Origin of the sequence: Shewanella sp. (assembly GCF_047975355.1) — a bacterium.
Taxonomy (GTDB): domain Bacteria; phylum Pseudomonadota; class Gammaproteobacteria; order Enterobacterales; family Shewanellaceae; genus Shewanella.
Genome location: NZ_JBKEDJ010000040.1, coordinates 42340 through 56381, shown reverse-complemented (window position 1 = coordinate 56381; position 14042 = coordinate 42340). Strand labels below are relative to the sequence as shown.

General features: G+C 49.4%; 12 protein-coding genes. 8 read left to right on the top strand and 4 right to left on the bottom strand.

Features of this window, described 5'->3' with window-relative positions:
• Positions 1–309 precede the first annotated feature (309 nt).
• Positions 310–1200 (top strand): LysR substrate-binding domain-containing protein, encoded by an 891-nt coding sequence (locus tag ACK5NH_RS12205; protein ID WP_416920436.1) that lies wholly within the window; start codon positions 310–312, stop codon positions 1198–1200.
• A 140-nt stretch (positions 1201–1340) separates the two neighbouring features.
• Complete coding sequence (locus ACK5NH_RS12200) at positions 1341–2006, top strand: sulfotransferase family protein (protein WP_416920434.1); 666 nt, start codon at positions 1341–1343, stop codon at positions 2004–2006.
• A gap of 20 nt (positions 2007–2026) precedes the next feature.
• On the opposite strand, the gene ACK5NH_RS12195 is transcribed toward ACK5NH_RS12200, so the two are convergent.
• From ACK5NH_RS12195 to ACK5NH_RS12180, 4 genes are all read right to left on the bottom strand, one after another.
• Positions 2027–3451: an MFS transporter gene (locus ACK5NH_RS12195; protein ID WP_416920432.1), complete on the bottom strand. Its 1425-nt coding sequence runs from the start codon at positions 3449–3451 to the stop codon at positions 2027–2029.
• Positions 3452–3549: 98 nt separating this feature from the next.
• Positions 3550–4614: an aminoglycoside phosphotransferase family protein gene (locus ACK5NH_RS12190; RefSeq protein WP_164717899.1), complete on the bottom strand. Its 1065-nt coding sequence runs from the start codon at positions 4612–4614 to the stop codon at positions 3550–3552.
• Positions 4598–5479 (bottom strand): nucleotidyltransferase family protein, encoded by an 882-nt coding sequence (locus ACK5NH_RS12185; protein WP_416920429.1) that lies wholly within the window; start codon positions 5477–5479, stop codon positions 4598–4600. The genes ACK5NH_RS12190 and ACK5NH_RS12185 overlap by 17 nt, the downstream gene beginning before the upstream one ends.
• A gap of 145 nt (positions 5480–5624) precedes the next feature.
• On the bottom strand, positions 5625–7121 hold the full coding sequence (locus tag ACK5NH_RS12180; protein ID WP_416920427.1) for a hypothetical protein: 1497 nt from the start codon (positions 7119–7121) through the stop codon (positions 5625–5627).
• A gap of 376 nt (positions 7122–7497) precedes the next feature.
• Between ACK5NH_RS12180 and gmk the strand changes: the two genes are divergently transcribed.
• The 6 genes from gmk to ACK5NH_RS12150 all read left to right on the top strand — a co-directional run bounded on the left by gmk (position 7498) and on the right by ACK5NH_RS12150 (position 14015).
• Complete coding sequence (gene gmk, locus ACK5NH_RS12175) at positions 7498–8121, top strand: guanylate kinase (RefSeq protein ID WP_416920425.1); 624 nt, start codon at positions 7498–7500, stop codon at positions 8119–8121.
• Between the two features lie 58 nt (positions 8122–8179).
• On the top strand, positions 8180–8458 hold the full coding sequence (rpoZ, locus tag ACK5NH_RS12170; RefSeq protein ID WP_011624339.1) for a DNA-directed RNA polymerase subunit omega: 279 nt from the start codon (positions 8180–8182) through the stop codon (positions 8456–8458).
• A 43-nt stretch (positions 8459–8501) separates the two neighbouring features.
• A complete protein-coding gene (spoT, locus tag ACK5NH_RS12165; RefSeq protein ID WP_023268989.1) occupies positions 8502–10604 on the top strand; it encodes a bifunctional GTP diphosphokinase/guanosine-3',5'-bis pyrophosphate 3'-pyrophosphohydrolase in 2103 nt (700 codons plus the stop codon).
• Positions 10605–10626: 22 nt separating this feature from the next.
• Positions 10627–11010, top strand: a complete 384-nt coding sequence (locus tag ACK5NH_RS12160) for a RidA family protein (RefSeq protein WP_011624341.1) — start codon at positions 10627–10629, stop codon at positions 11008–11010.
• Between the two features lie 231 nt (positions 11011–11241).
• Entirely contained in the window at positions 11242–12906 is a 1665-nt protein-coding gene (locus ACK5NH_RS12155) for an AMP-binding protein (RefSeq protein ID WP_416920422.1), read from the top strand.
• Positions 12907–13064: 158 nt separating this feature from the next.
• Positions 13065–14015 carry a calcium/sodium antiporter gene (locus ACK5NH_RS12150; RefSeq protein WP_416920420.1) on the top strand — a complete coding sequence of 317 codons (951 nt, stop codon included), beginning with the start codon at positions 13065–13067 and terminating at the stop codon, positions 14013–14015.
• The last annotated feature ends 27 nt before the right edge of the window (positions 14016–14042 follow it).

Genomic DNA, 14042 nt, shown 5'->3' with positions numbered 1-14042 from the left:
ACACTCACAATATAGAAAAACCGCTACACAGTACCAGATTAACTCGACCCGAGATAAAGCTGGCCATCATTCAACATGGGGTAACGAACTTGCAGAACCTGATCAAGGTTCTATTAGTGGGGACGCGTTTTTTGTTGCAAAATAGTCTACAGTTTTTGCCTATGATTGATAATACCGTACTAATACAACCTATCGTTGAGCATAACTCAACAGTAAATACACTCTACCTATCACTCAGAGAGTCAAGTCAAAGACGGATTAAAATCCAATGGTAATTCAGCAATCTAGCTTAAAAAGGATGGAGCGCATATGGAACATTTTTCCGCCCTGCCCATTTTCGTCACTGTGGTGGAATGCGGTAGCTTTTCCGCTGCGGGACAAAAACTCGGGCTGAGTAAATCAGCCATCAGCAAACGAATCACACAGTTGGAGCAACACTTAGGGATTCAACTGTTACAACGCACCACTCGCAGTTTGAGCCTAACGGATGCTGGCGCGCGCTATTTCGAATATATTCGCCCCGCCGTGCAGCTCACCCAAGAAGGATTGGATGCCATCTCCGAATTGCAGCAAGTTCCTAAAGGCAATTTGCGAATTTCCGTGCCTATGGTGTTTGGCCGCTTGTATATTGCACCTTTAATCGCTGAATTTTTAAAACGTTACCCCAATATTCAGCTACAAATGCAAATGGATGATAAGACCACTGATTTAATCGCAGGCGGCTTCGATCTGGCCATTCGAATTGGCGAACTGCCCGACTCCAGCCTTATCGCTCGCAAAATTGCCCCTTGTGTGAGCGTGATTTGCGCGTCCCCCGCATATCTAGCGCAGCACGGTTTACCCATAGTTCCTAGCGAGCTAACTCAGCACAACTGCTTGTTTTACAGTTACTTTCAAGATGGTGTGGAATGGAGCTTCCTTAGTCCCGATGGCATGCAACGCATCCAACCCAAAGGGAACTATCAAGTTAATAATAGTGATGCCATCCATCTAGCCTGTCTCGATGGCCTCGGTATCGCCAACCTACCACGCTTTATTGTTGAGTCCGATCTACAGGCAGGGCGTTTACAAACGTTACTTACAGACTATCCGCTACCCGAACATGGCATTTATGCCGTGTATCCACAGCGAAAATACCTCCCAACCAAAGTAACGGTATTGATTGAGTTTTTACGGGATAAACTGGCAAATGCCGACTAAGCGTCTTTAAAAATGCGCCGGAAGTAAATCCCAAAGCTTGCGCAGTAGACAGATCCTCAACTACCGACAAATCACGCTCACTAAGATATACTGCGCGGCACTTTCATCGCGCCACACGCATTCACTAAGAGCCATTGTCTATGTCCTCACAGCATTCTCATCCTGAATTCGTCAATAAGCTGATTATCATAGGGCTGCCCCGCACTGGGACGACGAGCGTGAGTGTGGCGTTATTGGAACAAGGCTTAAAAGTGGCGCATATGGCGTTTACCAAAGAAGCCTTTATGCTGGCGGATGCGATTTCCGATGCGCCTTGTTTTAGCGATTTCAAACAGTTGGATGGATTATTCCCCAAAGCCAAGTTTGTCTATCTTGACCGAGAGCTAGAGTCTTGGGTGCCGTCGATGCAGATGTTACTCAGTCGAATGCTACCACATTTAGATGCACAAACCGGCCGATTCCACCCGATTATGAAGCGCAGTTTTCGCCATAGCTTTGGTGTCGGTTTGGTTGAAAACCCGCAAGATACACAACATCTTATCGATTGTTATCTGCGCCATAAACAAAGCGTGTTCGACTATTTTGCCAGCCGAGATGACTTCTTATCGCTGGATGTGAGTCAGCAAGGCGCCCTCGGCCAGCTATTAGCATTTATCGGATTAGCCAGCGCCGAAAACCAACAGAATTTTCCTAAACTCAATGTCGGCCGCAATGTCGCCAGTTGGGATGAATATAAACATCCGAATAAGATCAGCGCTAATGCCTCGGGGCCTGAAAAACGTAAGTTCTTCGATTATAAGCTTTAAAACCCTAACGGGTAGTAAAGCTAATCAGGGTTATTTCGGCGTTTTACCACAGTTAACCAGTCGAGACTCACGCCCGAAATCGCGTTAAAACCGCGGATACGGAAGATAAGCTGCAGCAACTGCGGCCTAGGCCTGACTTTAGGTTCGACCGAGCGCGGAATAAACCACAGCGTCACGAATGCGCGCAGTATGGTCGACACCAAAAACACCACAAAAATCGGGCTACTGAGCCAGCTATTCCAACCCGACCAGACTAAAAAGTCCGCCGCATGGGAGGCTATCGTGCCGCCGACCATGGCCCCCACAAACACCAACCCAGCACTGAGTGACGCTTGCAGCGCCGCGTAGGTCGCAAAATCACTGCGAAAGGGACGAATATCATAAAGGTAATTGGCTGTGCTCAGGGTAAATCCGCTCCACGCTAGGCCCGAAAATGCCTGAATGAGGAGAATATACAGATAGTTATCGGAAAACAGCCATAATAACGGCAAGCTTGGGATCATGCAGCTGGTGATAATCATCACCAAACGATTACCAAATTGATCGCTAAATCGCCCCCAAAACTTCAGCGTAACAAACTGAGTCGCTATCGATGCCACACTGGCTAGCACAAATTCAATGTAACTAAACTTCAAATCTTCCAGCATATACACGGCGAAAAACGGCGCTGAGATGGCCACCATCGCCTGCATACTGGCTACAAATAGGCTGTATTGGCGAAAAGTTTTATCTTTCCATGCTCCGCGAAAATTGCGGATAGTTTGGATAAATACGCCCCGCTGCTTGGCTTCGCGCGGGTCCGGGTCGTGCATTTGCAGTAACAACCAAGCCGAAACAAAACGCCCCATGCCCGCTATCGAAAACAGCAAGGTAAAACCTAACCAGGCCATTTGCAGCGAATCAGTAAGGGTAAGAATGCCACCGCCCACAAAAAATACGCTTAAGGATGCGCCCATGGTTAAGCGGGTGCGCGCCGCAAAGAAGGCGCCACGGCGACGCTCGGGCACAATAGACCCCATCCAAGCACGCCAATGGGGTTGGATAAGATTGATAAACCCGTGATATCCCACGGCGAGCGCGATAAATATCCATACCGCATGCTCGGGGCGAAAGGCCGCTAACGCGCCCATTCCCAATACCACCAACGCCTGCAAAGCTGCGCAGTAGACGATAAAACTACGGCGGGAAAAGTGACTCGCTAACCAGACCGAAACCAGCTGCGACATCGCCCCAAAAAGCTGTGGCAAGCCTGTAACAAAGCCCATTTGTGCAAGACTGGCACCGAGAAAAATTGCGTAAGCATTAAAAAAGTTATCGCTCGTCGCCGTCATCATCGACGAAGCCACGGCTTCCTGCTGCGAGCGACGCAGGGTGCATCTTAACCAGAGATTTCTAGCGCTACGGCGCGAACACGTTAATGCAGTGGGAGCTTCGAGGGTGCCCATTCCAAGCCAAATCCATATGAGACTAAAGGGTTTGATATTGCAATTATGTCGTATATAAGCCAAAAACAAAACGCCCCAAATGGGGCGTTTAATTAGGGCTAGAAGCAAGCCTTTAACTCGGCTTCTTGATCTAACAGGCTTTGATACAAGGTAAATTGATTCGCCGCTCTATCCAGGTTGTGCCCCTCACGGTGCACATGGAAATACACGTCGCCATTGAGATAATCCGTTAAAAAACGCACGCCGATCATCAGGCAAATCACTCGCGCCCCGAGCCAGAGGCTACGTTTTTCGACTTCTGTTAGTACTTCGCCCAGTTCACTTAAATAACCACGGCAAATGGCGGCAAAGATTGATTGGCGCACTTTAACATTATCAAGGGCGGTCGAATCTTCGGCTTCAGGCGAACAGAAGGTACGCACCATATCGCCAAAGTCATACATCAAATGCCCTTTCATGCACGTATCGAGGTCGATAATTGCCATGCTAGACATGTCGCGCTTATCAAACAGCATATTGTTGATTTTAGTGTCGTTATGGCAAATACGCAGCGGGAGCTGTGGCGAAATCTCAGCTAGCTCATCTAATAAACTCTGCTGTGACAGGGCGTAATCGACCCAGTTACGGCATAAATCCAACCGCTTGGCTTTATCCTGTTGCACCGCTTGGCGCAGCATTTCCATCCGTCCCGGCAAATGGTGGAACTGCGGGATCACATCCTCAAGCTGAGTGGCATCGAAATCACTCAAAGCACAGGCAAAATGACCAAAGGCCTTAGCCGCCATTTCGGCTTCGGCTTCAGACTTCACTACTTCAATACTTAAACTGTGGGGCAAATAACTGATGGCACGCCAAAATCCCTGCTCACCTAAGTCGATCGCCAGCTCACCCTCTTGAGTAAGACACGGACTCACCACTTGAAGACCATATTGCTGTTGTAATGCCTTGGCGCATAAATGATGGCTTATCTTATCCGCATTACTTACCAATGCCTGCGGCGTCTTAAACACTTGGGTGTTAATACGTTGCAGCACTAATTCACCCGAAGGCCAACGCACTAACAAGGTATCGTTAATATGACCATTCCCTAACGCTGAGATTTTTGCCTCGTCAGCTTCAATTCCAAAATGAGGCAACACAGACTGCCTAATGAGTTTTATCACTCAATAACTCCATTAATTTTTGCTTTACCCAGACAGTATCCTGCGGATAGGTCACACCGAGCCAAGGTTCGCTGGCCACATAGACAAATACGGGCACACCTTGCTCAATTCCTGCCTGAACCACGGCGGGCAAATAGCATTCAGACTTAGGCAATTGGCCTTGTTGTTCGATAAATTCGATTAATTCACGTTTAATAACATCAAATATGCTTGGCGAGAAGCCCCAACAGGTCATAGAGACCAGCGACTGCGAAGGAAGCGGTGCCAATCCCTCAGGGCCTTCACCGATAAAACCATGATCTTGGGCTTGAATATTCAACCATTCGGCGACTGAGCGCAGTTGCCCCTGCTCCACTTGGCATAAGCCACGATTAACACCGCCGTGCTCGGACAAGGTCAGCCCAATCGGATAAGCCACCATCATCCAGTCGTTAGGTCTGGCGGTTAATCCCTTCGCTAAAGAAGCAAAGGCGCTGTCGCCGTAAAAATCATCGGCATTGATCACCGCCATTGGCCCATTAACACAATCGCGGGCGCACCACAGGGCATGAACCGTTCCCCAAGGCTTTAAACGATGGCTCACATCCGCAAGCTGCGCTTCGGCAGGCAAATCGGTGAGCGACTGATAACAGAAGTGATACTCAAAGTCCGTCGGCAAAAAGCGTATCAACAGCTCGCGGAGTTCCGCTTCCAATTCGGGGCGGATAACCAGCACGGCACGCTTAAATCCACTGCGGATCGCCGACTGTATCGATAACACCAACATGGGTTCGCCCGCAGGACCGAGGGAGGCCAATTGCTTATCGCCGCCAAAACGACTACCTAGCCCTGCCGCCATAATGACTAAGGTCAAATCTGTATTCATGTGGGATTAATGTTCAGTTCGTATTAAAGATATTTTCCCGAACCTCGCCGCAATCGGCTTTGCGAGCACATTTAAAACAAGATTGGAGAAAAAGAGGAGCAAAAGTGTAATCTACCCCTCTAGTCCTGACTAGAATTTTATCGATTTAACGGGCTAAATAATTACCAAAATTGCGATTAGGCTCTAAAACCGCTTGGCTGCCCTTGAGGCTGAACTTGTAACCACACAAACCAATGCTGCCACGGCGAGCTAGATCTGTGATGATACTGGCGGTATCCAGCGGCGTGAAACGCGCCTCCGTTGCAGAATCGGCAAGCAAGTCCACGCTGATAGTGCGATACTCAGTGCCATTATTAAACACCAGCGCACTACAACTCTTATCGCCCTTAGCCGTGGCAATAGACCACAGGTTTTGCGGCTTACCACGTTCGCCTAACCAGCGAATAATTAACACATCTTGCTCTAACGCCACCGAAAAGCCATCGGGCATATCTAAGGTTACACGATCGCTTGCGGCAATAGGCGCAGAAGGCACGATAGGAGCAGCCTCCTCATCCTGTGACTCATCACTATTGGGCCATAATCCCCATACAAGTAAGACTAACAACACAGCGCCCACCCCACCGCCGACGGGCAACCAATAACGACGCTCAAGCTTAGGTAAAGAAGGCAACTTAATAAAACGTCGATAAGGAGCGAAAAACTCGGCAACCCCTCTAAACAGCTCTGTCATCGAGCCCGACTCTTTCGCCTCGGCGCGGCGACGACGCACTTCTTCAGCATGCTCAGTATCGTTAAAGGCTGCGGTATCTTCATCGGGATCGAAACGCCATACTGGCTCATCACTGTGCTCGGCAGGGTCGAGCGGTGCGCGTTTAAACTCCGCGCCCTGTAAATCGACTTGGGCTAAATCCACATCGGCGATGTCGATACGAGTTTGTTCGACTAGGCTCTGATTGGCAGGACGAAAATCGGCGTGGCCCTCGAGTAACGCATCTTGCACGACAAAGTCAGCTGGATTTTGCGTCATTTTCGTTAACGCATCGAAACGCAGCTCATCTTGACGTAAGGCATCCAACTCGGCGTCCACAACGGGGGAAGTACTCGTAGGCTCAGTATGGGAATAGGTTTCGGCCTCTGTCGATACCGGAATATCCGGCGCAGCATGGGAGACAGTGGCACTCTGTGCCGCTGCAGCCTTTGGTGTTAATACGGGCTCGACTCGGCGACGGGGAACGGCCTGCGAGGTTGGGATATCTAAAGCTGGGCCATAATAGCCAAAACGATACTCCACTAACGTGGGAGAGGTTAAACGTGTGCCCCAAAAGGTCGCTCCAGCGCCCAAGACCAGCCCTAGAATGGCGACTACGGGCGGCGCAGCCACTATATACAGCGCCAGTAAAATCAGTAGCGGCAGGATAAACACCGCAACCAAGGCCTTAGGCTTAGCCGCATCATTTAAGCGGCGCAGCGCCGTAAGGGCGAGCAAAGGTAAGCCCACTAGCGCTAAAAGATACATTAAAAAGTTCGGCCCAAACGCGGCGACAGCCAGTGATATGCCCAAATACACACCAACACTGATGGCCACAAAGCGGGGACGGGAATCACGCCCATGAAGGCAGAAAAGAGATTTTAACAGCACGACCCTTCCTTTATAGTGAAATAATCCTAGCGCACACGACTCTCAATGTCGCATAGGCACGAGCGTAACGAATTTAGCCGCAATTGTCAGTGCAATAAGGCGCTAGACGGATAAAAATGCCGATAATATCCATCTAAAACTAAATCAGGCTTAAATCTCAGGTCAACGGCTCTGTGTCTAAACGCTGTGATTTCAAACCTTGGTACACGTAGTAACGGTGAAGAGTGAAATTTGTCAATCAGGATAACATCCTTCAATAAAAACCGTCATAGACTACAATTGCCGGCTAACTAGCCCTAGCGTTTTTAAGGTCAAAATCTGTATAATGCTCGGCTTTCTGGGCCCTTCTTGCGTTAACCAACTGGATATTTTGCTCATGACCGCACGCGGAAATTTATTTATTGTTTCAGCCCCGAGTGGTGCTGGTAAATCCTCGCTGATTTCGGCGCTGCTGAAAGACAAACCCGCCGACATGCAGGTTTCAGTGTCGCACACTACCCGTGCGCCTCGCCCCGGCGAAGTGAATGGTCAGCACTACCATTTTGTTAATGTTGAAGAATTTAAAGCGCTGATCGAGCAAAATGCCTTTTTCGAGTGGGCCGAAGTGTTCGGTAACTACTATGGCACGTCACGCCACGTCATTGAGCACACTTTGACTCAAGGTATCGATGTTTTCCTCGATATCGACTGGCAAGGCGCCCAACAAGTTAAAGCCGTGATGCCTGAGGCCATTGGAGTATTTATTCTGCCGCCCTCAAGGGATGAGTTAGAGCGTCGTCTGACCGGCCGTGGTCAAGACAGCCTGGAAGTGATCGCCAGCCGTATGGCACAGGCGGTTTCTGAAATGTCACACTATAAAGAATATGATTTTATTATCGTCAATGACGATTTTGACACAGCACTGGCCGATCTGCGGGCGATCATTCGCAGCCAACGCTTAACGGGTGCTAGTCAGATCCACGCGCAAAATGATATGCTTAACGATCTGTTGGCAGGCTAACTGTCATAGTGTACAATTTTGCGTCATTTTTTCCCTAGATAAACTGGAGTTTCAACACATGGCTCGCGTAACTGTAGAAGACGCCGTAGAACAAATCGGCAACCGTTTTGATATGATCCTGGTTGCGGCGCGTCGTGCTCGCCAAATCGCCGTGCAGGGTAAAGACCCTATGGTTGAAGAGATGAACGACAAGCCAACGGTTATCGCCCTGCGTGAAATCGAACTAGGTTTAGTGAATGCTCACACTTTAGATGCTGACGAGCGTCAATCAGTGCGTGAGCGTGAAGCAGCTGAAATCGCAGCTGTTGCAGCCATCGCTGAAGGCCGTTCACTATAAGTCTAATTGAGTCACACCTGTTTGGGTAAAGGAGAGCTGCCACTTGTATCTGTTTGAAGGTCTAAAGGAGTCTGCTTCCGGTTACTTAGAACCTGAACAGGTAGAATTGCTCAAGCAGGCGTACCAAGTTGCGCGTGATGCCCATGAAGGGCAAATGCGCACCAGCGGCGAACCTTATATTACCCATCCGGTTGCGGTTGCCCGCATCCTCGCCGAGATGCGTCTCGATCACGAGACGCTGATGGCAGCCTTGCTGCACGACACCATCGAAGATACCTATGTCACCAAAGAGGATTTAGCCGAACAATTTGGCGAATCAGTGGCAGAGTTAGTTGAAGGGGTGTCTAAGCTCGACAAGCTAAAATTTCGCGATAAAAAAGAAGCCCAAGCGGAAAACTTTCGCAAAATGATGATGGCGATGACGCAGGATATCCGCGTTATTCTCATCAAGCTTGCCGATCGCACCCACAACATGCGCACCTTAGGAGCACTGCGCCCCGATAAACGCCGCCGCATTGCCCGCGAAACCTTAGAAATTTACGCACCGATTGCCAATCGACTCGGTATTCACAATATCAAGACTGAGTTAGAGGATTTAGGATTCCAAGCCTATTATCCGATGCGCTATCGGGTGTTGAAGGAAGTGGTTAAAGCTGCCCGTGGTAACCGCAAAGAACTCATCCAAGGCATTGAAGCTGCGGTATTAACTCGCCTAAACGATGCGGGCATTAAAGGCAAAGTCAAAGGTCGCGAGAAAAACCTCTACTCCATCTACAACAAGATGCAGAGCAAGGAACTGCAGTTCCAAGAGGTAATGGATATCTACGCCTTTCGCGTCATCGTCGACTCCATCGATACTTGCTACCGCGTGCTCGGTGCTATGCACGGCTTGTACAAGCCGCGTCCGGGCCGCTTTAAAGATTATATTGCTATTCCCAAAGCCAACGGTTATCAGTCGCTACATACCTCGTTATTCGGCCCACACGGCGTGCCCGTCGAGATCCAAATTCGTACCGAAGATATGGATCAAATGGCCGACAAAGGGGTTGCGGCCCATTGGGCTTACAAAGGCGGTGCTGACGGTCAAGGCACCACCACGCAAGTGCGTGCTCGCAAGTGGATGCAAAGCTTGCTGGAACTGCAACAGAGCGCCAGCACCTCCTTCGAATTCGTGGAAAACGTCAAAACCGAACTCTTTCCCGAAGAGATTTACGTATTTACCCCCGAAGGTCGAATTTTAGAATTACCCGTTAACGCCACTGCCGTCGACTTTGCCTATGAAGTCCACACCGATGTGGGCAATACCTGTGTCGGCGCCCGCGTTAACCGCCAAGCTTATCCGTTAAGTCAGCCATTAATTTCCGGTCAAACCGTTGAGATCATTACCGCCAAAGGCGCGCGTCCGAATGCCGCTTGGCTTAACTTTGTGGTGACGGGTAAAGCCCGCGCCAAAATCCGCCAAGTGCTTAAGAGCCTAAAAGCAGATGATGCTATTGCCCTTGGCCGCCGTTTGCTTAACCATGCACTGGGTAAAACCAAGCTCGATAGCATTCCAGCTGAGCAGATTGATAAAGTCGTGCGCGATACCAAGCACGCCAATTTAAATTCCTTACTCGCCGACATCGGCCTTGGCAATGCCATGAGCATAGTCATCGCCCAACGTTTGATTGGCGATAATTTAGAGAATCAGGAGAGCCGCGATTCTCACCTGATGCCAATCCGCGGCGCCGAAGGTATGTTAGTGACCTTCGCCAACTGCTGCCGCCCCATCCCTGGTGATGCGGTGATTGCCCACGTGAGCCAAGGTAAAGGCTTAGTCGTCCATATGGAAAACTGCGCTAACATTCGCGGTTACCAAGGCGAGCCAGATAAATACATTCCCGTACAGTGGGACAATGTCGAAGGCGTCGAATATCAAGCCAATCTGCGGGTGGAAATTGTTAACCACCAAGGCGCGCTGGCGAAGATCACCTCGATTATCGCCGCCGAAGGCTCGAACATTCACAACCTTAGCACCGAAGAGCGCGATGGCCGCGTTTACTTGATTAACCTGCGGATTTCGGTGAAGGACAGGATCCATTTAGCTAACGTGATGCGCCGTATCCGGGTACTCCCCGAGGTGTTGCGTACATCCCGTAATCGTTGATCATTTATGTAGAGAGAGCGTCATGGCAGAAAAAATCATTATCGCGACCGAAAACGCCCCAGCGGCAATTGGCACTTATTCTCAAGCGGTTAAAGTCGGCAATACAGTGTATTTATCCGGCCAAATCCCACTGGTGCCAAGCACAATGCAAATCGTGAGCGATGATTTTGAGGCGCAGGTAGTGCAAGTGTTTGAAAACTTAACCGCCGTTTGCACCGCTGCTGGCGGCACAATCAACGATATCGTTAAGCTCAATATCTTCCTAACGGACTTAAGCCACTTCGCAAAAGTGAATGAAATCATGAGCCGTTACTTCAGCCAGCCTTACCCAGCTCGCGCCGCTATCGGTGTGAAGCAACTGCCTAAGGATGCACAAGTCGAAATGGACGGCGTGATGGAGCTGTAAGCTTCAACCGATATGAAAGGCGCTTAGGCGCCTTTTTTATTGCCTAATGCGCCCTGCGGCTCCTGCTCTGACCTGTGATTAAGTTCATTTTCATTTCATACTCGCCCATTAGGCTGTTTTGCAGATTTAGTGATTTTACAATCTTGCAAACTATTTGCGCGGCCTCACAAAACTCGCCATACTGGGCACCTATGTTGGGTGAAAATAACAATAAAGAACAGGGAATTGCCTATGGATAAAGCGATTAAGACGCCAATTGAAATGCTGGCGCACTGGGCGAATACGCGTGGGGATGAGATTTATTTGCGCCAGCCAATCAAGGGAGAATACCTTGATTTCACTTGGAATGAAGTACAAGAAAAAGTCCAACAACTCGCTGGTGCACTGCGCCATTTAGGCCTAGAGCCGGGCGATAAGATTGCCGTGCTCTCTAAAAACTGCGCCGAATGGTTTATTACCGACCTCGCCCTGATGCACGGCGGCTATATCAGCGTTCCTATTTATCCGACTGCGAATCCAGATACCATTCGCTATGTATTGCAGCATAGTGGGGCTAAAGCGATTGTCCTCGGTAAGCTCGATCATTGGGCCGATCAAGAAGCCGGTGTCGGCGGCGAATTACTGCGTCTCGCCATGCCCTACGACACCATGCCAGCTCAATATCAATGGGAACAATTGCTCAAAATGGGCAACCCCTTGATTGAAGCTCCATTACCTGAGCATGATCAGACCATGACCCTGATTTACACCTCAGGCTCTACGGGTCAACCTAAGGGTGCGATTCAGACATTTGCCAGCTATGGCTGGACCTGCCAAGCCGTAGTGCGCGATCTGCGTACCAATGGTGACGACAGATTATTATCCTACTTACCGTTAGCCCATATTACCGAGCGCGTGGCGATTGAAGGCTCATCCTTTTATTCAGGCAGCACAGTCGCCTTCGTCGAAAGCTTAGACTCCTTCGTTGCGGATGTGCAGCGCGCTAAACCAACGGTGTTTTTCTCCGTTCCACGCCTGTGGAGCCTGTTCCAAAAGAACATTATCGACAAGGTTGGTGTCGGCAAACTCAATCTATTGCTAAAAATCCCACTGATTAGCAGCTTAGTAAAACACAAGATCCATAAGGGCTTAGGACTCAACCATTGCCGTTTACTCGGCTCTGGCTCAGCGCCTATTCCGCCCTCACTCATCCACTGGTATCACAGTATTGGGCTGGATATTTGTGAGGCTTGGGGCATGACAGAAAACTGTGCTTACTCCATCATCAACTACCCTTTCGATGCGCGTAAAATCGGCACTGTGGGTAAGCCAGTACAAGATTGCCAAATCCGCCAAGGTGAAGATGGCGAGCTACTCATTAAGAGTCCAGGCCTAATGACCGCCTATTATCTGCAACCTGAAGCCACCGCGGCAGCCTTCGATGCTGATGGTTTCTTCCATACCGGCGATCTCTGCGCCATCGATGCCGATGGTTGTGTGACGATAACTGGCCGTGTGAAAGACAACTTTAAAACCGCTAAGGGTAAATACGTTGCACCTGTGCCGATTGAACGTAAGCTCGCCCAGGATCCCCATGTTGAGCTGATTTGCGTCATTGGTTCTGGCCTGCCGCATCCAGTCGCGCTAGTGCAACTTTCCGAGGGCGCGACCCTACAAGCCCGCGAAGAAGTGCGCGCATCCTTAAAAGCGACCCTCGATAGCGTGAATCCACATTTAGAATCCCATGAACATGTGGATGCAATTGTGGTCGTGAGCGAACCTTGGACCATCGAAAACGATGTATTAACCCCGACGCTGAAGATTAAACGCCATGTGCTCGAAAAGGCCTTTAGCGAACGTGTGGATGGCATTCGTGGCGCTCAAGTGCGCTGGGAAGATGAGTTAGCCGCCAAATAAGGTTAAAGCGCACAATGACCATTAAAGCACGCTCTTCGGCGTGCTTTTTTATGACATATTCTGTCAAAGCGCTTCAAAAACACGTATCATGTGCACCTGTCAGCTTAAGGTGACGCACCTTAAATCAATTAACTTAATCAGGTTTAACAGAGTCCAAAATGCTTATTGCACTTTCAATTATCGGCGGCTTTATTATTTTAACCTTAGGCGCAGAGGCCTTAGTCCGTGGCGCAAGCTCCATTGCACTTCGTCTTGGGATTACGCCGCTGGTGATCGGCTTAACGATTGTGGCTTTCGGTACCAGCGCACCAGAGCTTGCGGTAAGCGTAAAGTCAGCCTTGGCAGGCAATAGCGGCATTGCACTGGGTAACGTGATTGGCTCTAATATCGCCAACATTGGCTTAATTTTGGCAATTACTGCGCTTATTCGCCCGATCCAAGTTCAATCGCAGATGGTAAGACGGGATATTCCACTGATGATCCTCGCTTCTATGCTGTTTTGGGGATTATTGCTAGATGGCGAACTCAGCCTGATTGACGGCATCATTTTATTATCACTCCTTGTCGGCTACTTGGTTTTCAGCTATTTCAGCGCCAAACATACTACAGATGCCGATGGTGAAGTTATTGAAGAAGGTCCTAAAAATCCATTGCTTTCAATCGCGTTTATTATTGTCGGCATCGGAATGTTAGTCGGCGGTGGCATTTTATTTGTGAATGGCGCTGTTGATTTAGCCAAAGTGTTTGGTGTCAGTGAAGTCATTATCGGCCTGACTATTGTCGCTATCGGTACCAGCATGCCAGAGCTAGTGACCTCGGTTTTAGCGGCATTAAAAGGCGAAAGCGATATTGCTATTGGTAATATCGTTGGGTCAAATATATTTAATATATTAGGTATTCTTGGCGTGACCGCCGTCGTTTATCCTGTATCTGGGCTTGGTTTCCAACCCTTAGACTTTATTGTCATGCTGGCGTTAGCCGTAATCATTTTACCCTTTGCTTGGTCTGGCCTACGAATTGGTCGCCGCGAAGGTGCCACTCTGCTTATCGCTTACTTAGGCTACATGGTTTACCTAGTCAACCAAGCCAGCAGCCAAGCGGTAGTCTAACGATTTACGCGTTCACCTTAGCTTACT